This is a genomic window from Deefgea chitinilytica, assembly GCF_016881405.1.
GTDB classification, from domain to species: Bacteria; Pseudomonadota; Gammaproteobacteria; order Burkholderiales; family Chitinibacteraceae; genus Deefgea; species Deefgea chitinilytica.
Genome location: NZ_WOFE01000001.1, coordinates 148,116 through 170,509, shown reverse-complemented (window position 1 = coordinate 170,509; position 22,394 = coordinate 148,116). Strand labels below are relative to the sequence as shown.

Below are 22,394 nucleotides of genomic sequence, written 5' to 3'. Positions count from 1 at the left end.
AAAACCGGCTTATTGCCGGTTTTTTTAACTTTTAAATCGACTCAGCGAATTTCGAAAATTTTGCCAAAATTGGCAATATCGAGCACCGATTTCACTGTGCCTTTGCAATTAATCAAAGTAATTTTCTTACCCGCCGCACGCTCATTAAACAGTAACAACATCCCAAGGGCCGCTGAATCCATATAATCAACTGCAGAAAAATCCACCTCGATTTCACTCACACCCGGATGCTCCAACACGGTAGTCGTGGCTTGTTTGAATTCACGGTGAAATTCAAACGTGAAATTGCCGTTCAAACCCAAAAAGGCACGGTTATTATCAAAGCGAACATTCACTTGCATTGGCTTCACTCCAAAACTGATTTATTTTACGACCACCTAAACAGTCTAGTGAGCCCAAAGCAAGGTTGCAAATCAGCACGCCAAAATAGGCGCGCTACACCACATTATTTCTCTACAAACGCGCGTTCAATGACGTAATCACCGGGCTCGCCAATCCGTTTCGACACTTGAAAGCCCAAATCATCCAGCATTTTGCAAGTATCTTCGAGCATCGCTGGGCTACCACACAGCATCGCACGGTCGGTTTCTGGGTTCAACGGTGGCAAACCAATGTCATCCGTCAATTTGCCTGACGCAAACAAATCAGTCAGGCGACCTTGATTACGAAACGGCTCACGCGTCACAGTTGGGTAATAAATCAATTTTTGGCGAACTTCTTCACCAAAAAACTCATTATTCGGCAACTCATTTTGAATGTAATCAGCGTAAGCCAACTCGCTCACGGTGCGAACACCATGCACCAAAATGATTTTGTCAAAACGCTCATAAGCTTCTGGATCTTTAATCAGACTCATAAATGGCGCTAGACCCGTACCAGTACTGAGGTAGTACAAATGCTTACCCGGTTTCAAATCTGACAACACCAAAGTCCCGGTTGGCTTGCGGCTCACCAGTAATTGATCGCCTTCTTTCAAGTGCTGTAAACGCGACGTCAACGGGCCATTCGGTACTTTAATACTGAAAAACTCGAGTTCTTCTTCGTAATTGGCGCTAGCAATCGAGTAAGCGCGCACCAGCGGCTTGCCATCGACTTCCAAGCCTATCATTACAAACTGGCCATTTTCAAAACGCAGTGATTCATCACGCGTGGTGGTAAAACTAAACAGCGTATCATTCCAATGACGCACGCTTAACACTGTTTCATGGGCAAACTTAGACATTACTTAACCTTTTAATGCAGCAGTGAGTTCAGGAATCACTGTAAATAAATCAGCCACCAGACCATAATCGGCGACTTGGAAAATCGGTGCATCGGCATCATGATTCACCGCCACAATCACCTTACTATCTTTAATTCCGCCCACGTGCTGCGCAGCGCCCGACACACCAAATGCGATATACAGCTCAGGCGCAACCACCGTGCCGGTCTGGCCGACTTGGCTATCATTCGGTGCCATGCCAGCATCGACTGCCGCGCGCGTTGCGCCAATCGCGGCACCGAGCACATCAGCCAGTGGCGTCAATGTCGCGCTAAAGCCTTCAGCACTACCGAGTGAACGGCCACCACTAATCACTACACGAGCGGTTGCCAATTCAGGGCGATCCAATTGCACCAAATCACGGCTCACCCATGTGGCCTTGCCTGTGTCGCCTTCATAAGCAGCCGCGGCGATGTTTTCTACGACAGCCGAACCACCTTCAGCGGCCGCAGCTTCAAATACGGTTGGGCGAATCGTCAAAATGCGTAAACCCGCTGGTGCTTTCACTGTCGCATTCAGATTGCCAGCGTACATCGGGCGAACAAACGTCGTTGCGTCGATGATTTGAATCACTTCCGACACCATTGCCACGTCGAGCAAAGCCGCTGCGCGTGGCAATAGATTTTTACCAAAGCTGGTTGCCGCAGCGACGATGGCTGAATAGCTAGGTGCAAGCTGCACCAGCAATGGCGTCAAATTTTCAGCGATACCGTGCGCGTACTCAGCCGCATCAGCAAGGAGTATCTTGCTCAAGCCATTGATACTAGCTACTTGTGCAGCAATACCCTCAACACCACTTCCTGCCAGCAATAAATGAACTTCTTCGCCTAATTGGCTCGCTGCCGTAATGGCAGAACGAGTAGCGGCTTTGACGCCATGACTGTCTAGTTCAGCAATAACGAGAATACTCATGACACCACCTTTTCAGCACGCAGCGCAGCAACGAGCTCCGCCACAGAATTCAAAATCTTGCCCGGTTTACGTGCAGGCGGTTCAGCGATATTGAGGATCTCAAGCGCTGGCGCAGCAATAGCAAACTCAGCCGCAGGCAGCGTTTCGATTGGCTTTTTCTTCGCCATCATCAGCGCTGGCAATTTAATAAAGCGCGGCTCGTTCAAGCGCAAATCAACCGATACCACGGCTGGTAATGATAAAGACAGCGTTTCTTGGCCGCCGTCGATTTCACGCACCACCAGCGCTTTGCCATCAGCAATATCGATTTTCGACGCGAACGTCGCTTGCGGCCAATTCAGTAGAGCCGACACCATTTGCGCAGTTTCTGCCGCGTCGTCATCAATCGCTTGCTTACCCGTGAGCACTAATTGTGGCGCTTCGCGCTCAACAATCGCTTTAAGGTATTTCGCTGCCGCCAAGGGCTGCACCACCGCTGGCGTTTCGACCAAAATCGCCCGATCAGCACCCATTGCCAAGGCATGTCGCAACACATCTTGGTTTGCCGCAGTACCAACTGCCACTACAACGACCTCAGTCGCCACGCCCGCTTCTTTCAAGCGTACCGCGCCTTCGACGGCATTTTCATCAAATGGGTTGATGCTCATTTTTACGTTGGTCAGTTCAACGTCTTTGCCATCCTGCGTGGGACGTGGACGGATTTGATAATCAACGACCCGTTTAATGTGCACTAAGATTTTCATCACAATTCCTTCTATTGCTCGCCATGGCCGCTGGCGTGATTTAGGTCAAGACCTACTCTTTGCAGACGATTATATTTGTCGGTAGAATATATGTAAAACCCATTGTAATTATAAAGATTATCTATTCTATAGATATAAAACCGCCCCAAAATACTCTGCCAAACTTAGTAATTTGAGTGTAACTTGGCCAACTACGTAAACGAGGTAGCGATGCAAGAGCGCGATGTAATGGAATACGACGTACTGATTATTGGTGCTGGCCCAGCGGGTTTGGCAGCAGCAATTCGGCTCAAACAAGTCAACGCGGAGCTCAGCGTCTGCATCCTCGAAAAAGGCGCGCAAGTCGGTGCACATACTTTATCGGGCGCGGTGATCGACCCGATTGCGCTCAATCAACTGATTCCTGATTGGCAACGGCGCGCGCCGCAACTGGCCACTGCAGTGACCGCCGATGAATTTCTCGTGCTCGATGCCGACATTGGTTTCAAAATCCCGCAGATGTTGCTGCCGCCGCAATTGCACAATGACGGCTGTTTTATCGTCAAACTCGGTGAAGTCTGCGCTTGGCTGGCCACAGAAGCCGAAAACCTTGGCGTTGAAATTTACCCCGGCTTTGCTGCCGCCGAAGTACTTTATGACGACAATGGCGCAGTCAAAGGCGTCGCCGTTGGCGATATGGGCATCAACAAACAGGGCGAACACAAAGCCGATTACGCACTCGGCATGGCGATTTACGCCAAATACACACTGTTTTGCGAAGGCGCGCGCGGCTCGCTGGCGGGCCAATTGGAACAGCAATTCAATCTACGCGAAGGCCGCGACCCACAGCATTACGGCCTGGGTGTGAAAGAAGTATGGCAAGTGAAGCCCGAAAATCACCAGCTCGGCCTCGTGCAACACGCACAAGGCTGGCCGCTCGATAACAGCACCAGCGGTGGTGCGTTTATTTATCACTTGCCCGATTACCAAGTGGCGGTCGGCTATGTAGTGCATTTGAATTACCAAAATCCAACGCTGTCGCCGTTTGATGAATTGCAACGCTTTAAAACACATCCGAAAATTCGCGGCACATTCGCTGGTGCCACCCGCATCGGTTACGGTGCGCGCGCGATTGCCGAAGGCGGTTTGCAATCCTTACCCAAAATAGTGTTTGCTGGCGGCGCGCTGCTCGGCTGTTCGGCTGGATTACTCAACTTCCCACGGATTAAAGGCACGCACAATGCGATGCTATCGGGAATGCTGGCTGCTGAAGCAACCGCAGCCGCAATAAGCGCAGGCCGCGCTCAAGATGAACTCACTGAATTGGTGAGCACACTACAAGCATCGACTGTGTGGCAAGAGCTAGAACAAGTGCGCAATATCAAACCTGCGCTTTCCAAGCTCGGCGTACTCGGTGGAACGCTGTATGCGGGTTTAGAGCTTTGGTTATCTAAGCTAGGACTAAATACCCCGTGGACATTGCGACACAGCACGCCCGATCACGAGCGACTGTTGCCGCAAGGTCAGTACACACCAATCAAATATCCTAAACCCGACGGTGTACTAACGTTTAATAAACTCGATTCACTGGCGCTAGCGAATGTATCGCACGAACACGACCAACCGGTGCATTTAAAATTGCGCGACCCAAGCCTGATTACCCCCGTACATTTAAGCAATGAAATCAAAGCGGAATGCCACTACTGCCCTGCTGGGGTGTATGAAATTATCGAGGTCGCTGGTCAGCCCAAATATCAAATCAACGCACAAAACTGCTTGCACTGTAAAACCTGTGATATTAAAGACGCGAAGCAGAATATTCACTGGGTGACACCCGAAGGCGGCGGTGGGCCGATGTATACAGGGATGTAGTATTAGCCGCAAGGCATTATTCTTTAATTGCTACAAGCAGATACCCAATAGCTCAATCTTGATTGATTGAGCTATTTTTACATCAGAATTGAGATTTTGCAGTTTCTGACGATAATAAAGAACGCGTTGGCGCTTTGGAGCAAATCATGATTCAAGAAAAACAAACCGTACAAATCCGGCGCGATCAAATTCAATTTCTCAAGCCCGAAATGGGACGCTTACTCGATCGGCGCAAAGGCAAAGTCATCGATGTTTTTGTACCACTCGGCGCCAAAGAAGCGGTCGTCAAAGTACGCTGGATCGCCCGCCGCCCAAGCGAAAATGATGTCACGCTCGAGCACCCAGAGAAAGATTTAGAAGTCATTCCTTCCTGATCGTTTTAAAGAAAAGGCTCTATCGACCCCGAGCAGAAGGTTTTTGTAGGTTGGCACTGAGCTTACGAAGCCCAACAATCGCGGTGAACGTTGGGCTGCATTTCATTTAGCTCAACCTACCGTGCTAATTGACATAAGTATTTTATTGTGTATTTTCAATATCTAATTGGTAGGTTCGAAACATGGTAATTAGTATCAAACGCCCTACATCATTGTATGTGTTTTTTTTGGTATTGCTGCTCTTATCTGTTTTTTACGCAGGGTACTCTATATTTGTTGCCAATAAATTTCCAAAAGATGATGAGGTGATAAAATTTTTCAATAAAAATAGGAGTGATCTTGAATATTTGATTAAATTATATTATGCACATCCGGAGCCGTCTGTTCGTGATGGAAGTAATTTGTGGGATTCTTCGCCTGCAGTTAAAGAGCTAAAGAAGAAGGTTGGGGTTAGATATGTTAATCCGCACGGTGGATATTGGCCGCCTGATTTGTATGGGCAAAGTGGTGCTAATTTAATAGATGATTTAATTAAAGATCAGAGTCCTAAAGGACGGTTTAATTTACGGCAGTATGAAGCCCTGAATGTCATATTTTTAGATGAGCGTTATGGGTTTTATGAAAAAACAAAGTCGCTGCTTTACATTCCTGCGGTAGTAGATGTCAGTCATGGAGTGTTAAAAAGTCCATTTCTATCTGGAAGGCACGAACTGCTTAAAAAGAAATATGGTGTGAGAGATGATGTGATATTGCCCGATCTGACAGAGCTTCCTGAGGGGTGGGAAAAAGGAAAATGCTTTTATAGGGTATTGGATGTGCATTGGTTTATAGAGATGTGTTACGGCTTTTTGTGATCAATTAGTTAAAATAAAGGCTGGGGAAATATGAACTTATTTTATTTAGAAAAAGCAGTTAATCAACAATACTACCAAAACTCATTTGCATGGCTGTCAAGTCAGAATCAGCAGAGAGCTGTTCTTGATACTGAAAATATACTCTCAATTTCTGCAGCTGCAATCATAGGAGTGCAATTGGTGTAGCTAATGCAGGTACATAAAAGTACCAAAATGCTCTCCAAAGTTTTTCTTTTCCAGCTAGCATGTTTGCCAGCATACATCCTCCAACTTGGCTACGTTCGTCTTCGATCATAAGGTCAGCGGACACTCATTCGGGCATGAACAAGCGCAGTATTACTTCCGCTTCTGGCCGACAACCGACCTTTCAATAAGTTTAACCGAATCCCAATAAGTTAAATAATCAAACCTAATCAACGTTGTCGCAGTGCCACCCAATAAAAAAGCGCCCGAAGGCGCTTTTTTATTGAGGCGGAAAAACTTATTTCACCAATGCTTTCGCACGAGCGACTACGTTTTCGACCGTGAAACCAAAGTGTTTGAACAACAACGGCGCTGGTGCTGATTCGCCGAAGGTGTCGATACCGATCACGTCGCCTTCCAGACCCACATATTTGCGCCAGAAGTCGCTGGTTGCAGCTTCGACTGCCAAACGTGGTACGCCAGCTGGCAATACCGATGCTTTGTATGCTGCGTCTTGTTTGTCGAACACATTGGTGCTTGGCATTGACACCACGCGCACTGCGGTACCTGCGGCATTGAGTTCTGCGGCTGCTTTCACTGCGAGATCCACTTCAGAACCCGTTGCGATAATCACCACTTTTGGATTTGCTGCATCGACGAGTACGTAGCCACCTTTAGCGATATCGGCCAATTGTTGCTCAGTACGCGTTTGGAACGCCAAGTTTTGGCGTGTAAACACCAATGATGATGGCGTGGTGCGCTCGCCAATTGCAGCAGCCCAAGCGACTACCGATTCAACGGTGTCGGCAGGACGCCATGTGTTCATATTCGGGATGCAGCGCAAGGTTTGCAATTGCTCAACAGGCTGATGCGTTGGACCGTCTTCACCCAAACCAATCGAATCGTGCGTGTAAACGAAGATGTTATTAGTTTTCATCAACGCAGCCATACGCAATGCATTGAGTGCATACTCGCAGAACATCAAGAACGTGCCGCCGTACGGACGGAAACCACCATGCAACACGATACCGTTCATGATGTGGCTCATACCAAATTCACGCACGCCGTAGCTGATGTGATTGCCGGAGATTTGGCCGTTTTCCACTTTCAAGCTCGTCGAGCCTTTCCAGTTGGTCAAGTTAGAGCCAGTCAAGTCAGCCGAGCCGCCGAGCATTTCTGGCAATTGTGGGCATAGTGCCGACAATGCGTTTTGGCTGGCTTTACGTGTTGCAATTGTTTCGGCTTTGCTGTTGGCGTCCGCAACGGCCGCCTTGACGATGTCGTTCCAGTTGGCTGGCAAATCGCCTTTCATACGGCGAGTGAATTCAGCGGCTTCAGCGGGGTATTGCGCGCTGTATTTAGCGAACAAAGCGTTCCATTCGGCTTCTGCTGCAGCACCCGCTGCTTTGCGATCCCAACCCGCGTACACATCAGCAGGGATTTCAAACGGTGCATGTGGCCAGCCAATAGCTTCGCGAGTTGCAGCGATTTCTGCTTCGCCCAATGGCGCGCCGTGGCAATCGTGGCTAGCGGCTTTGTTTGGCGAACCTTTACCGATGATGGTTTTGCAGCAGATCAGCGTTGGTTTGTTGGTTTCCGCTTTGGCGGCATCGATGGCGGCTTCAAGCGCGTCAACGTCATGACCATCCACGCCCGCAATCACATGCCAGCCGTAGGATTCAAAGCGTTTTGGCGTGTCATCGGTGAACCAGCCTTCAACATGGCCGTCGATAGAGATGCCGTTATCGTCCCAGAATGCAATCAATTTACCCAAGCCCAAAGTGCCAGCGAGTGAGCAAGCTTCGTGCGAAATGCCTTCCATCAAGCAGCCATCACCCATGAATACATAAGTGTGGTGATCAACGATCTCTAAACCGGGTTTGTTAAATTGGGCTGCAAGCAGTTTTTCTGCCAACGCAAAACCCACTGCATTGGTGATACCTTGACCCAGCGGGCCAGTCGTCGTTTCTACACCTGGCGTGTAATGAACTTCTGGGTGACCTGGAGTTTTTGAATGAAATTGACGGAAATTTTTGATGTCTTCAATTGATACATCAAAGCCTGTGAGGTGCAATAGCGCGTATTGCAGCATCGAGCCGTGGCCGTTTGACAATACGAAACGGTCGCGATTCGCCCAAGCGGTGTTTTGTGGATTGAAGCGCATTTTTCCGCCCCACAAAGCCAAACCAATTTCAGCCATGCCCATCGGCGCGCCTGGGTGGCCTGAATTGGCTTTTTGCACAGCATCCATTGCCAGTGCACGAATTGCATTTGCTAAATCAGTACGCGTTGCTGCCATCACAGTTTCCTCAGATTTAATGTTGAGCGCATTTGCGCAAACTAAATGAAAAACGACCCACTGTAGCGGTAAACCATATCTTTATCGCTACAGCAAAAAAGCTTGCTGCTATTGCTTCTTGCTGAAAACGCAAGCGGCATAAAATAAACAGACACGTCCGCATTGTACTCATGCTGGCGTGTCTATGATATTGCTTTGGCGCAAAGCTCAGTGCTTCAGACCAAATATTGTTGCTTTATCTTATTCCAAGACATATGTACCCGGTGCTGGGCACAGCTTAGGATGGGCGCGGCTCGATAATTTAGGCTTCACTTGCGCGCCTGAATACGGTTTGAGCCATTCAATCCAGTTCGGCCACCATGAACCAGCGACCTGCGTTTTACTAGCCAGCCAATCTTCGGGCGACTCGTTGGCATTCGGTGTACCTTGCCAAAAGCTACGTTTTGATTTGGGCCCCGGCGGATTAATAATGCCGATGATGTGACCTGACGTCGATAAGGTAAATGTGACGGGCGATGCGACACGATCGACTAAAGTGTAGGTTTGCTTCCACGGCGCGATATGGTCTTCTTCGGCGCTGACCATATAAATCGGCTGGGTGATTTTGCCTAGATCAATCGGCTGCCCAGCAATCGTCAGTGCATCGGGCTGGATCATTTTATTGTGCCAATACAATTCGCGCAGATAGGTGTGGTGCATTTTCTTCGGCATCCGCGTCGTATCCATATTCCAATACAACACATCAAACGCCATCGGTGTTTCGCCCATCAAGTAATTACTCGCCCAGTAGTTCCACACCAAGCTATTACTGCGCAACATACGGAAACTCGCGGCCATCTCTTTACCATCCAGATAGCCTTTGCGGTCCATAATCGTATCGATATAATCAAGACCGTCTTCGTCGATAAAGACTTCAATGTCGCCGGGACGCGCAAAATCAGTCAGCGTGGTCAGTAAAGTCGTCGAGGCCACTGGTACTTGATCTGGATTTTTCCGGTTCGCCCATGCCAAATACAAACTGACCAAAGTACCGCCGATGCAATACCCCAACAGGTTCACTTTATCGCTGCCCGATATTTCGCGGGCGACATCGATGATTTTCACGATGCCCTCGGTCAAGTAATCGTCCATACCGACCTCAGCCATCGAAGCATCTGGATTTTTCCAACTGGTCACAAACACCGAAAAACCTTGATCGACTAAATATTGGATGATGCTTTTTTGTGGATTTAAATCGAGCACGTAATATTTGTTAATCCACGGCGAAATCAAAACCAAAGGCACTTTATGTACTGTAGGGGTATTAGCCTCAAAGTGAATTACTTCAAGGAGTTTACCCCGATACACCACAGAACCAGCGGTTGTAGCTAGATTTTCACCTACGGTAAATGCGGACAAATCGGTCATCGCGATATCGCCAGCAGCTTGATCACGTTTAAAATTTTCCCAGCCCAGCAACAGGCTCTCGCCGTGGGTCTGCATCGCTTTGGCAATCGCCGTTGGATTCGTAAGCAAGAAATTAGTCGGGGCTAAGGCATTCAAGTATTGGCGCAGCCAAAATGCTGCTTTGCTGCACTCTTGTTCGGTCAAACCGGGTGTGGCGTATAAGGAATTTTGTAACCAGCGCGTGTTGAGTAAGTAAAACTCTTTCATTCCATCCCAAAATGGAGAGTCACACCAAATCGGGTCGGTAAACCGTGGGTCTTCTGGATGGGGTGGAATGCAATCACTATCAGGCTCGCCCAAGTAGCGACGTAAGGTACACCCTTGCACTCGTATCAAGTCATTCAAGTACTGACTGAGCGCATCATTGAGATCTTGCGGATGCATCAGCCAAGCTTGGTAAGCCTTGCCGGTGGTGGCCAATAAACCAAATGGATCAAAGGTTTGGCGCAGTTGATGCTTCAGTGCTTGGTTGCGCTCGGCCTGACCCTGATAAAATTGTTCAAACACTGATGAATCAGACATAAGACTTCCCCAATCGTGATGACCAAGCTTTAATTTACGTTGCAATGCAACAAAAAACAAGCATCGTTTTCCCCATTTCACACAGGAAAATACATTGGAAATTGACTCATTCTTTCATTCAGTCAATCCAAGCCAAATTAGACGGGTTATGTCTGCACAAAGGCCGATTTAATCGGCAAGCGTTGAACGCGCAGCCACCAGGCGACGGGCAAATTCAAGGCGCTCTACCGTACCCACATCAAGCCATTCACCCGCATAGCACTCACCTGTCACCTGCCCTGCTGCCATCGCTTTGAGCAAGCACGGCAGCAAAGGCATCGGCGCGTCGCTTGGCACGTCGGCAAAAAATGCGGGGTGATACGCAGCTAAACCACAGAACGTGTACGGCGTATCATTTTCACCGCATGGCTGCACACGGCCATCGCGCAAAGTCAAATCGCGTCCCGTTGGATAACCCGCCTTCGGCACAACAATCAAATGCGCCAACGCGCCATCGGCACGCAATGAATTGGCAGCAGTTGCTAAACGTGCAAAATCAAAATCGGTAAATACATCGCCATTGACGACCAAAAATGACGCATCACCTAATAACGGCAAGGCGCGCGCAATGCCAGCCGCCGTTTCGAGTGCGGCAGTTTCGGCTGAATACTGGATACGTACGCCGTACGCAGCACCATCTTGGAGCTCAGCTTCAATTTGCGCGCCCAGCCAAGCATGATTGATCACAATCTCTGTCAAACCAGCAGCGGCTAAGCGGCGCAAATGCCAACCGATCAACGGCGTGCCGCCCACATCGAGCAAAGGTTTGGGCGTGACATCCGTTAAAGGCCGCATTCGCTCGCCACGGCCAGCGGCCAGAATCATTGCTTTCATAGTTTATGTAAGGAGTAAGGGGTTAGGCGTGAGGAGTAAAAGCGCGTAGGCGTATCGGGAGATCCCCCTTACACCTCACTCCTTACACATTAAAACGAATATCCCGTTTCGACTTTTTCGCCATTCAAATTCACCAACAAGCGACCGAGCGGGGTAAGCTCGCTGTAGCGCAAGCAAACTTGGCGTACATATTGAAACACGCGTGGGATGTCAGCTTGGTACTGCGGTTTGTTGTCGCGGAATTTCAAACGCGCAAACAAGCCGAGGATTTTAAGGTGACGCTGCAGACCCGCCATTTCAAACGCGAGATAAAAATCACCAAAATCTTCGTGCACCGGCAAACCCGCAGCGCGGGCTTGCTCCCAGTAACGAATCACCAAATCCAACACAAAGGTTTCGCCCCATTCAACATAAGCGTCGCGCAGTAGCGACACTAAATCGTACGCAATCGGACCTTTGACGGCATCTTGAAAGTCGATCAATCGTAACGTGTCGTTTTGCACCAACAGATTGCGCGAATGGAAGTCGCGATGCATAAACAAAGTCGGCTGTTTGAGAATTTCCTGCGTAATTAAGGCACAAGCGCGCTCCCACGTAGCTAATTCTTTGCCTGCCAAAGTCACCCCAAATTGCTGACCAAAATACCATTCCAGGCAAATATTCAGTTCGCGCTGAATAAACTCAGCATCAAATCGCGGCAACTCATCATCCGAGGTATTCGCTTGCAGCTCAACCAACAACTTGATTGCACGCAAATACCACTCTTTTGCCGTTTCTTCGCTCAACAAACTGGCTAAAGTGACATCACCTAAATCTTCCAGCACCACAAAACCTAACCCGAGATCTTGCTCATAAACGGCAGGCACTGGCATAGCGGCACCAGCCAATTGCTGCTGCCTCGCTAAAAATGGCGCACAATCAAATACTACGGGGTCAAAGTCCATCACGATGACACTACAATCGGCCCACGTTGCACGCCAATATTGGCGTACGCTCGCATCTGCAGCCGCTAAAACGAGAGAGTGTGGCGCACTACCACGGACTTGCTGCAACCAATTAGAAAGCTGTTCACTGCGATTCATCTGATGTTTAGGCCTTATTTACAACGTTTGTTAAGAATAATTCGGGCGTTTACTGCTAGAATCACCGGATTCTATCAAAGTAATGACAAAAGCCACATGCAGGTGAGCAATTCTCCTCCTTATCGAATCAATATCGTCGCCCTCTCATTGGCTATTTTGCCTATGTTTACTGTGGCTGCCCCTCCTGCTACGCCAGTTGAACCGCCTGTGTTCATTGAATCGGACGAAGCCAGTGTGCAAGAAGGCCAATTTGCCGAAGCACGCGGCAATGTCGTGATCAAACGTGGTGATGTCACCGTTGATGCCGATTGGGTCAAAAATGACTTTACAACCGATCAAATCCTCGCGGGTGACAAAGTCAAAATGGTGCAAGAGGGCGATACGCTACAAGGCACCACCCTTAATATGACGATGCAAACACGCATCGGGGATATGGACAATCCGATTTATCACATGGCCGAAGGTCGGGTGCGCGGTGACGGCGTCAAAGTATTATTTGGTGGCAAAGATAAATACAAAATTCAAGATGGCCGTTTAACGACCTGCATCGATGGCAATGACGATTGGTATCTGCATGCCAAAGAGCTTGATCTAGATTACACCACCAATTACGGTCAAGCTTGGCATGGTTGGGCCGAATTCAAAGGCGTACCGTTTTTCTACTACCCGTGGGTCGATTTTCCACTCGATGGCGGGCGAAAAACCGGTTTCTTAATGCCTTCATTTGGCTATAGCAACAAAAATGGTCTGCAATTCACGCAGCCGTTTTATTGGAATATTGCCCCCAATTACGATGCAACGATTATCCCAAGCTATTACGGTCATCGTGGTGTGATGTTGGGCGGAGAATTTCGCTACTTGCAACCCGACTATGCTGGCACTATTCGTGCGTCAGGGATTCGGGATAATGAAACAGAAACAGATCGTTTCGGCGTCTTTTTCCAACACAATCAAGCATTAAGCGACCGTCTTTCGCTGAATTTGAACTACCAGCGCGTGTCCGATGCCAATTATTTCATTGATTTTTCAGATTCTTTAGCGGGCGCATCGCAAGTCAATTTACCCCAAGAGGCGCTACTGAATTACAACGGTAATTTTTGGTCAACGCACTTGCGCGTGCAGCGGTATCAAACCTTGCAAACCCCAAGCAATCCTGTCGACACGCCTTATTGGCGGATGCCGCAGTGGTATTTTAGCGCAGCACCTCAAATCGGCTACGGGCTAGAAACACGGATTAGCGGTGAAATCACTCGCTTTGAGAACGAAACCAAAGTTCAAGGTGAACGCGCTTGGATTAATCCAAGTATCAGCCTACCGCTCGCCAATAGCTATGCGTTTATTACCCCGCGATTGAGTTTACAAGCCAATACCTATCGTTCAGAAACGGCAAGCGGACAAAGCCTAGGAAATGAATCGCTCGTTGTACCGATGGCCAGTATTGATTCGGGTTTGTTTTTTGAGCGTGAAGGCGATTTTTTTGGCACCGGTATCACCCAAACACTCGAGCCACGCATTTATTATCTTTACGCGCCATACAAATCACAAACCAATATCCCGAATTATGATTCAGCGGTAGCGGCTCTGTCTTGGTCACAACTGTTTGCTGAAAATAAATTCACTGGACGCGACCGTATCAATGACGCCAACAATTTAACGCTGGCGGTCAGTTCACGTATTTTTGATAACGCCACGGGTGCGGAACGCTTGTCACTGGGGATTGGACAACAGTTTTATCTAACCTCACCGAAAGTCACTTTATCCGGCCAAGACAATGCAGAAGAAGAAAAAAATTCTAATCTATTTGTCACCGTGGGCAGTCAGCTGCCTAATCATGTAAACATCAATTATGTATTGCAACAAGATTTGAATGCTGGCAATACCATCAACTCGGAAGTGAATATCAATTGGACGCCTAGCGAATTTAAAACGCTGAATCTGCGCTACGTGAGCAATCAATCGTCAGCGATTGAGCAAGTTTCAACATCGGGGCAATGGCCGCTGGGTAATGGCTGGTTCGCAGTAGGCCGTTACAACTATTCATTGAAAGACAGCAAATCACTAGAGACGATTGCTGGCCTTGAATATAATGCCGGCTGCTGGGCGTTTCGTATCGCGGCTCAACGCTACATCACGACCGATAACACTTTTAAAACAAACTATTTTGCCATCTTAGAATTAGGTGGTTTAGCGGGCATCGGTATCAACCCGATTAATTTATTGAAGCAATCCATTCCTGGTTATGCCGACACATACCGCTCTCCAAAACTTCGTTAAAGGCACGACCGTATGAAGACTATGCATTTGCTGCGCGCAGCAACCCTCACATTATCTCTGCTGAGCAGCAGCTTGATGGCTGAAATTATTACGGCAGACCGCGTTGTTGCCGTGGTCAACCGCAATGCCATCACCCAAGTTGAGCTACAGAAAAAAATCAATACGGTGCGCGAGAATCTAGCCAAACAAAATATCAAAGCACCACCATATGAGGTGCTGCAACAGCAAGTGCTAGATCGGATGATTATCGATCAGATTCAAATTCAATACGCCCAGCAAACAGGGATTCGTATTGATGACAATCAACTTGAAAATGCAATTAATCGTATTGCGGCACAAAATCAATTGTCACTACCCGAATTTCGCAAGCGACTCGAAGAAACCGGCATTGGCTGGCGTGAATTTCGCGACCAAATTCGCCAAGATATGCTGCTCGCACGCTTAAAAGAGCGCGAAATCGACAACAAAGTGGTCGTGACTGAATCAGAGATTGATGATTACTTAAAGCTCTCGGCTAACAAAGCACAGATGGAATACGATTTGGCGCAGATTTTTATTCCAGTGCCAGAAAATGCAAATCCAGATCAAATTCAAGAACGCCGCATCAAAATTCAATCGGCTCGAAAAGAGCTGGAAACTGGCGCGACATTCGCCAGTGTCGCTGCGAGCTTCTCGACGGATAAAAATGCCAACAATGGCGGCTCGCTCGGTTGGCGTCCGGCAGGTTCTTTGCCACCCGCATTTACCTCACTGCTTGATAAATTACAGCCAGGCGAGCTAACCGATATTGTTCGTAGCCCTGCTGGTTTTCATATTTTTAAACTGATCGACAAACGCAGCCAGCAAGAACAAGTGGTCGTTGAGCAAACAAATGCGCGCCATATTCTGATTCGTAGCAATGAAATTGTATCGACAACCGATGCCAAGCAAAAATTAAGTCAACTTCGAATTCGAATCCTCAATGGCGAGAAGTTTGAAGATCTAGCGAAAGCCTTTTCTGACGATGCCACCGCCACCAAAGGCGGCGATCTAGGCTGGCTCAATCCGGGCGAGACCGTACCCGAATTTGAAAAAGCGATGGATGCACTCAAAATTGGCGAAATCAGCAGCGTCGTGCAAAGCCCGTTTGGTTTTCATCTGATTCGTGTTGACGGTCGCCGCAAACAAGACGTGACCTTAGAGCGTGCGCGCTTCAAATTGCGTAATGAACTCAAACAACGTAAAGCCGAAGAACAATACGATGATTGGTTACGCCAATTACGTGATCGTGCTCACGTTGAAATTCGTCTGAAGGACGAATAATGCAAAAACCTTTGGCGATCACCACCGGAGAACCTGCAGGTATTGGCCCAGAGTTATCGCTCAGACTAACTCAGAGCCAGATACCCTGCCCGATTGTTTTATTGGCTGATCGCCAAATGCTGCTGGAGCGCGCTAGTTGTGTCGGAATCAATCCGGCCGATGTTGCGGCCTGGCCCGACTACGACCTTGCCAACCCAGCGCCAATTTCGGTTTGCCATTTACCCTTAGCCAAACCAAGCCAAGCTGGGCAGCTCGATCCAGCCAATGCAGCCTATGTGCTAGCATTACTTGATCGTGCAATTGCAGGCTGCGTCAGCGGTGAGTTTGCCGCGATGGTCACGGCCCCGCTACATAAAGGCGTGATTAACGATGCGAAGCTAGGTGGGTATTTCTCTGGACATACTGAATACCTTGCCCAAAAAACCAATACCCCGCAAGTTGTAATGATGCTAGCTGGCCAATACGGCGCAGACCAAAAAATGATGCGCGTCGCGCTTGCCACTACGCATTTGCCACTCAAAGATGTGGCGAACGCGCTAACGGCAGAATCACTTGCAACTACGATCACGATTTTGCATCGCGATTTACAGCAAAAATTTGGCCTCGCCGAGCCTAAAATCATCGTCGCTGGGCTCAACCCACACGCCGGTGAAAGCGGTCATATGGGGCGAGAAGAAATCGACGTCATCATCCCCGTACTCAACTCACTGCGCGCCCAAGGTATGCACCTGATCGGCCCGCTGCCTGCTGATACCTTGTTCAATCCGCCGATTCTGGCGCAAGGCGATGCCGTGCTGGCGATGTATCACGATCAAGGTTTACCCGTACTCAAATTTGCCACCTTTGGCGCGGGCATCAATATCACGCTGGGCTTACCGATTATTCGCACCTCCGTTGATCATGGCACCGCTCTAGATTTAGCTGGCACTGGGCTAGCCGATTTCGGCAGTTTGATCTCGGCCACCCAATTGGCCGCCTTACTCGCCACCCACGCATAAGTCTGCTAGCCGCCTAAATTTCGACCAACGGAAAAATCAGGCTGCGCGACTGCTTTACAATGTAGAGCAAAGTGCTCATAACGTATTGATGGCGTTATACCAAACATCGATGCAGTTAACTTACTTCACTCGCTTTATTATTTGCTCGTATTAGGATTCAGGATTTTCATGGCACACATTCCACGCAAACGTTTTGGCCAAAACTTTTTGCAAGACCAAGGCGTCATCGCTGGCATTATTAACGCTGTCGACCCACAAGCGGATGACGTGATTGTTGAAATTGGCCCCGGCTTAGCGGCATTAACCACACCGTTATTGGCTAGGGTTCCGCAATTGAATGTCGTTGAGATCGACCGTGACATCGTTAGCCACCTCTCAAGTATTTATCCGCCAGAGCGTTTAGTAATTCACAACGCTGATGCACTCAATTTTGATTTTGGCGCACTCGCGCGTGAAATTGCGCCCGATGGCCGCATCAAACTAGTTGGTAATCTGCCATACAATATTTCTACGCCACTGCTATTTCATCTGGCCAGCTTTGCCGATGTGATTTACGACATGCACTTCATGCTGCAAAAAGAAGTGGTTGAACGAATGGTGGCTGAACCGAGCACCACCGATTACGGCCGACTATCGATCATGCTGCAGTATCGCTACCTGATGGATCACATCATCGATGTACCACCAGAGGCGTTTGATCCGCCACCGAAAGTCGATTCGGCGGTGGTACGGATGGTGCCGTACGATGTCCTACCCTATCCGGCTAACAATGAAGAGCACCTACGTAAACTGGTTGTGGCCGCCTTTGCCCAACGCCGAAAAACGCTGCGCAACAACCTCAAAGGCATTGCAAACGATCAAGTGCTGGCCGATCTAGGGATTGATCCAAGCTGCCGCCCAGAGAATGTCAGTGTCGCGCAATACGTGGCGCTCAGTAATGCGTTAGCGAGTTAGGAACACGACCGAGCTAGCAGGCCGTTGAAAAAGTAGCGAGAGGCTCAAAGGCAAGGCAAAAAATAGCGAAAAACCGGAGTTTACGGGTAGTAAATGAGGATTTTAAGCTATTTTTTAATTCAGAATTTGAGTCTCGTCGTCGTTTTTCAACGGCTTGCTAGGGATTTCCCCGCTAGGCTGATGCACATTCTCGACACAAAATAACAGGCTCCAAAATGAATGCTAATGTGACCATGATTCGCTTCCAAAACGTCAATAAATGGTATGGCCGCGACCACCATGTTTTAAAAAACCTCAACCTTGAGGTCAAACAAGGCGAAGTTGTGGTCGTCTGTGGCCCATCTGGTTCGGGAAAATCAACGCTGATTCGTACCATTAATCAGCTCGAACCGATCAATGATGGCGAAATTTGGGTCGATGGCATTCAAGCCAACAGCACCAAAACCAATATCAATAAATTGCGCGAAGAAGTCGGTTTTGTTTTCCAGCATTTCAATCTGTACCCGCATTTATCAGTACTGGAAAACATTACGCTGGCACCGATTAATGTCAAAAAAATCGCGCCCGTAGAAGCGAATAAACAAGCCATCGAACTACTTGAACGCGTTGGTTTAGCCAATAAAAAAGATGCTTACCCGAGCAATCTTTCCGGTGGTCAACAACAGCGCGTTGCCATTGCCCGTGGCCTCGCGATGAATCCACGAGTAATGCTGTTTGATGAGCCGACCAGCGCGCTCGATCCAGAAATGATTGGCGAAGTACTGAGCGTGATGAAGCAGTTGGCCGAATCTGGCATGACAATGATGGTGGTAACCCATGAAATGGGCTTTGCCCGCGAAGTCGCTGACCGAGTGATCTTCCTCGATCACGGTGAAATTGTGGAAGACACCGTGCCAGAGAGCTTCTTTACCAATCCGCAAACCGATCGAGCGAAGCAATTTTTACGGCAAATTCTGGCTCCGATGCATCAATAAATGGCAGGATTGCTTCAGACAATAAAAAAGATGACCTTGCGTCATCTTTTTTATTTGGGTAGCGCATAATGATACGGACTGACTTTCTTTTGCCAATCGGCGTCATTTCGCAAACTTTCCACCGTTCGCTGCACATACTGTGTGAGTTGCAGATTTTTAGGGCTAATTAATAACTTTCGCTCAAACACATTTCTTGGTTTTTTTGCTACGAAAATTCCTTTAGACAGCGATGGATTTTCAGCCAAAATAGCGATCCAATTGCTATTTGAGATAAACACAACATCAACCCGCTTAGCCTGTAGCTTTTTTAAGTTACCAATCTCACTTAAGGCATCATCCCGCTGAATTTTCCCCTCAGCAATCCACTGCTCAAGTTCAGCATAACGATGCCCGAGTACGCCACCAAAACGCATGCCAAACAAACTTTCAGGCCCAGCATAAGTAAACGGCTGATGACTCAAAACTAGGTCGGCATCATTAAACAGCGATGCACTCCAAGCATATTTGGTTTGTGCCTCATCCCGAAACCATACGCTGGTCACCCAAGGCACAATACCTTGCCAGTTAGGATCGCTCAGAATAAAGTCAATGCGCTTTCTTGGAGTAGGCTGAACCACAAATTCATAACGCCCTACGCTACGTTTCGTGAGTTCATTCGCTAAATCAACAGTTAGCCCATGATGCTGAGCATTTAAAAAAGGAGCCGCTTCATAATGCGTATATACCATAACTTTTTCTGCTGCCGATGCAGAAACCGAAATGCAATAGCAAAATATTAGAAACCATTTCATTGCCGCAGGCCAGAAAGTTGATTACATCTTAGCCAATAATCCCAAGCGCATCCATAATTCCGCCACGCCAGCAGGAACCGCCTCACTAAAATAGAAACCCTGCATATAATTCACGCCCAAGCCCTGCAAAAAGCGTGCGGTTTCTAAATTTTCTACCCCTTCAATCACCAAATCTAACTGCAAACCTTGCGCCATTTGCGCGATGGCTTGCATCACACGCCGACCTTCTTCGGTATGCAAACGCTGCGCAAAGGAAACATCCACTTTTAACATTTGCGCCGGCATCTCATGCAATTGCGACAGTGATGAATAACCCGTGCCAAAATCATCAATCGCCAACTCAAATCCCGCCAAACGCAGCTGTCGCAAATGTCGCATCTGCCGCGAATAATCCGTTAAGGCAACGCTCTCGGTAATTTCTAAAATAATATCGGAAGGACGTAAGCGGAATTGGCTGAGTCGCTCAACCAGTTGCGTAACAAAATTTGGCAAAAAGAGCTGGCTACGTGAAATATTAATCATCACTTTTTGTGCCAATCCGCTATCACGCCAATCGCGCAATTTCGCAAACGCAATCAGCATAATTTGCTCAGACAACTCTTGAATCAGTCCAACTTTCTCTGCCATTGGAATAAATAGCTCAGGACTAATCCAGCCGCTCTTATCATCCAGCCAACGAGCCAGCGCTTCAACCGCAATCACTTCACCAGTACGAGAGTTAACAATCGGCTGATAAAAGACCTGCAAGCCACCGTGTTTAATCGCGCTCGACAATCGAGATTGAATCGCTACGTGTTCACGACCCAGCGCTTTGAGATGCACGATGTCGCTATAAAAACACGCCGTATTACGACCTGCGTGCTTGGCATGGTACATCGTATGATCCGCCGCAGAGAGCAGTTCTTCACCGCTTTCTGCATTGTCTGGATAAATAGCAAAGCCAACCGAGATGGTCGGCTGCGTCTCCATGCCATTGATACTAATCGATTCCCGTGCCGCACCGCGAAGCTGTTCGGCTACTTGCTTTAACTGAATGATGTCGCTCAGATTTGGAATCAGCGCAATAAACTCATCCCCCCCCCAGCGTGCCAACACCGCGTCTTCTGGCAAAACAGCTTTCAAACGCTTGGATAAACTGATCAATAGCTCATCACCCGTCTTGTGACCAAAAGCATCATTAATTTGCTTAAAATGATCTAAATCGATAAAGCCAAGACCAACTTTACAATTTTGCACCCTCGCCTGATCAATTGCGCGGTGCAGTTCATCGTCAAGCAACAAACGATTAGGTAAATTAGTTAAGCCATCGTACAAAGCCAATTGGGTGATATGTTGCTCATTCAAATGCGCCACAGTTACATCGCGCAAAACGCCGCGCAAGCCAGCCACTTTTCCATCGGCAGCCTTATGAGCGATCAGCCTAGCCTCCACCCAAACAAACTCACCATCCTCCCGCATTAAGCGAAAACGCACAGTAGCGGCTTCGGCCGTTTTGACCATTTGAGCGATAATGCCACCAACCAGACCGTTATCTTCAGGGTAAACCCAAGTTAACAAGGAACGGCCAAGATCTTGACTTAAGTGGCGCGGATCGATACCACGTAAACGTGGCCAAACTGATGTGGTTTCAACAAGTTGCCCTGCCGGCGACAAATCAATAATGGCCTCTTCCAGCAGGTTTAAAGTTTCCAGCATGGTTTTTTTGCGTGCAGCGTCCTGCATCAACACCGTCACATCTTGCATTAAAACCACAGCATGCAATTTGCTCCCCGCACTAACAGGCTGCAAACGCACCAAAAAGCAGACATTCTCAGTACTCAGAGTGCAGTGAAACTGCATACTGGCTTGTCCTGCCAACAATTTTGGCAAACGATGCACTAGCTCGTTAGCTAATTCAAAAGGCAGCGCAACAGTCAATGGTCGCCCTAATAGATGTTCGACCGATGGCAAGCTTGGATGCCCTGACCAAACTTGGCAAATGACACCATTCGGTTCCAATTCGAACACCATGTCTTGCGTGCCCCCCACCAGCGCACGTAAACGCTGCTGATTCGCCAATGACTCGGCTTCAATTTTGGCTTTAAGCAAGGCTTGTGCAACGTGATTAGCTAGCATTGACAATAAACGCAACTCCATACTGTCGCGCGGTGGCCGTTCGTCATCATTTAGAAAAATCAAAAATCCAAACAAACTGCCGTTATCTAGCAAGGGAATACAGAGTAATTGCCGAACCCCAACTTGCGCGAGCAGCATTTGCTCTGCTAGCGGTAACTCTAATAATGATTTATTCAATACCATACCAACAGCAAGGGTATCGGCCAGAAGTGGATATTGAGCATATTCTAGCGAAACAAACGGCTGGGGGGTATTTCTCGCTAAATGACAATCTTGATCACGCCAAGCAGCGACTAAACGTGCCGTCTTACCATTTCCTTCGTTTAAGTACAAACCACTCATGCTACTGTGCGAAGCTTCTGCCAGCGTACGCAGCATCTCAATGATTGACTCGGGATCATCGGCGTTGGCAAGCAAGCTCACCACATTATCAAACGCAGTAAAATAGGTTTGATAAAGCGCCAAAGCCTCATGCATATGAAATTGCTTTGAGTTAAACGAATTATTCTCTGGCAACACAACAGCCCCAAGTAATTTTCATGTTAGCTTGCAAAACTTAAACGAAAAACGGGAACCAATCCGATTC

At 48.2% G+C, this 22,394-nt stretch carries 18 protein-coding genes; 8 read left to right on the top strand and 10 right to left on the bottom strand.

Annotated features, from left to right (window positions below):
* Window positions 1-41: 41 nt before the first annotated feature.
* The 4 genes from GM173_RS00795 to GM173_RS00780 all read right to left on the bottom strand — a co-directional run bounded on the left by GM173_RS00795 (window position 42) and on the right by GM173_RS00780 (window position 2,916).
* Window positions 42-341, bottom strand: coding sequence for an STAS domain-containing protein (locus GM173_RS00795; RefSeq protein WP_203569433.1), 300 nt, complete (start codon window positions 339-341; stop codon window positions 42-44).
* A gap of 104 nt (window positions 342-445) precedes the next feature.
* Window positions 446-1,222 (bottom strand): ferredoxin--NADP reductase, encoded by a 777-nt coding sequence (locus tag GM173_RS00790; RefSeq protein ID WP_203569432.1) that lies wholly within the window; start codon window positions 1,220-1,222, stop codon window positions 446-448.
* A gap of 3 nt (window positions 1,223-1,225) precedes the next feature.
* Window positions 1,226-2,173 carry an FAD-binding protein gene (locus GM173_RS00785; protein WP_203569431.1) on the bottom strand — a complete coding sequence of 316 codons (948 nt, stop codon included), beginning with the start codon at window positions 2,171-2,173 and terminating at the stop codon, window positions 1,226-1,228.
* The gene (locus tag GM173_RS00780; protein ID WP_203569430.1) at window positions 2,170-2,916 is read right to left on the bottom strand and encodes an electron transfer flavoprotein subunit beta/FixA family protein; all 747 of its coding nucleotides are present in this window, start codon (window positions 2,914-2,916) and stop codon (window positions 2,170-2,172) included. The genes GM173_RS00785 and GM173_RS00780 overlap by 4 nt, the downstream gene beginning before the upstream one ends.
* A 183-nt stretch (window positions 2,917-3,099) precedes the next feature.
* Between GM173_RS00780 and GM173_RS00775 the strand changes: the two genes are divergently transcribed.
* From GM173_RS00775 to GM173_RS00765, 3 genes are all read left to right on the top strand, one after another.
* Window positions 3,100-4,767 (top strand): electron transfer flavoprotein-ubiquinone oxidoreductase, encoded by a 1,668-nt coding sequence (locus GM173_RS00775; RefSeq protein ID WP_308439563.1) that lies wholly within the window; start codon window positions 3,100-3,102, stop codon window positions 4,765-4,767.
* Window positions 4,768-4,913: 146 nt separating this feature from the next.
* Window positions 4,914-5,141: a hypothetical protein gene (locus GM173_RS00770; RefSeq protein WP_203569429.1), complete on the top strand. Its 228-nt coding sequence runs from the start codon at window positions 4,914-4,916 to the stop codon at window positions 5,139-5,141.
* 182 nt (window positions 5,142-5,323) lie between these two features.
* A complete protein-coding gene (locus tag GM173_RS00765) occupies window positions 5,324-5,995 on the top strand; it encodes a hypothetical protein (protein ID WP_203569428.1) in 672 nt (223 codons plus the stop codon).
* Between the two features lie 481 nt (window positions 5,996-6,476).
* On the opposite strand, the gene tkt is transcribed toward GM173_RS00765, so the two are convergent.
* The 4 genes from tkt to GM173_RS00745 form a co-directional block, all read right to left on the bottom strand.
* Entirely contained in the window at window positions 6,477-8,477 is a 2,001-nt protein-coding gene (tkt, locus tag GM173_RS00760; protein ID WP_203569427.1) for a transketolase, read from the bottom strand.
* A 240-nt stretch (window positions 8,478-8,717) separates the two neighbouring features.
* Window positions 8,718-10,445 carry a PHA/PHB synthase family protein gene (locus GM173_RS00755; RefSeq protein WP_203569426.1) on the bottom strand — a complete coding sequence of 576 codons (1,728 nt, stop codon included), beginning with the start codon at window positions 10,443-10,445 and terminating at the stop codon, window positions 8,718-8,720.
* 168 nt (window positions 10,446-10,613) lie between these two features.
* Window positions 10,614-11,318, bottom strand: a complete 705-nt coding sequence (murU, locus tag GM173_RS00750; RefSeq protein ID WP_203569425.1) for an N-acetylmuramate alpha-1-phosphate uridylyltransferase MurU — start codon at window positions 11,316-11,318, stop codon at window positions 10,614-10,616.
* Between the two features lie 89 nt (window positions 11,319-11,407).
* Window positions 11,408-12,400, bottom strand: a complete 993-nt coding sequence (locus tag GM173_RS00745; RefSeq protein WP_203569424.1) for an aminoglycoside phosphotransferase family protein — start codon at window positions 12,398-12,400, stop codon at window positions 11,408-11,410.
* Window positions 12,401-12,502: 102 nt separating this feature from the next.
* Here GM173_RS00745 and GM173_RS00740 point away from each other — a divergent pair, with 102 nt between their 5' ends.
* The 5 genes from GM173_RS00740 to GM173_RS00720 all read left to right on the top strand — a co-directional run bounded on the left by GM173_RS00740 (window position 12,503) and on the right by GM173_RS00720 (window position 18,902).
* The gene (locus GM173_RS00740; protein ID WP_203569423.1) at window positions 12,503-14,674 is read left to right on the top strand and encodes an LPS-assembly protein LptD; all 2,172 of its coding nucleotides are present in this window, start codon (window positions 12,503-12,505) and stop codon (window positions 14,672-14,674) included.
* 12 nt (window positions 14,675-14,686) lie between these two features.
* Entirely contained in the window at window positions 14,687-15,976 is a 1,290-nt protein-coding gene (locus GM173_RS00735) for a peptidylprolyl isomerase (RefSeq protein ID WP_239078174.1), read from the top strand.
* Window positions 15,976-16,974, top strand: coding sequence for a 4-hydroxythreonine-4-phosphate dehydrogenase PdxA (gene pdxA / locus GM173_RS00730; protein ID WP_203569422.1), 999 nt, complete (start codon window positions 15,976-15,978; stop codon window positions 16,972-16,974). Before GM173_RS00735 ends, pdxA begins: the two co-directional genes overlap by 1 nt.
* 168 nt (window positions 16,975-17,142) lie before the next feature.
* On the top strand, window positions 17,143-17,928 hold the full coding sequence (gene rsmA, locus GM173_RS00725; protein WP_203569421.1) for a 16S rRNA (adenine(1518)-N(6)/adenine(1519)-N(6))-dimethyltransferase RsmA: 786 nt from the start codon (window positions 17,143-17,145) through the stop codon (window positions 17,926-17,928).
* 233 nt (window positions 17,929-18,161) lie between these two features.
* A complete protein-coding gene (locus GM173_RS00720) occupies window positions 18,162-18,902 on the top strand; it encodes an amino acid ABC transporter ATP-binding protein (RefSeq protein WP_203570325.1) in 741 nt (246 codons plus the stop codon).
* A gap of 50 nt (window positions 18,903-18,952) precedes the next feature.
* Here GM173_RS00720 and GM173_RS00715 read toward each other — a convergent pair whose 3' ends face one another.
* Both GM173_RS00715 and GM173_RS00710 read right to left on the bottom strand, forming a co-directional pair.
* Window positions 18,953-19,693, bottom strand: coding sequence for a substrate-binding periplasmic protein (locus tag GM173_RS00715; RefSeq protein WP_203569420.1), 741 nt, complete (start codon window positions 19,691-19,693; stop codon window positions 18,953-18,955).
* Window positions 19,694-19,714: 21 nt separating this feature from the next.
* The gene (locus GM173_RS00710; RefSeq protein ID WP_203569419.1) at window positions 19,715-22,324 is read right to left on the bottom strand and encodes a sensor domain-containing phosphodiesterase; all 2,610 of its coding nucleotides are present in this window, start codon (window positions 22,322-22,324) and stop codon (window positions 19,715-19,717) included.
* Window positions 22,325-22,394 lie beyond the last annotated feature (70 nt).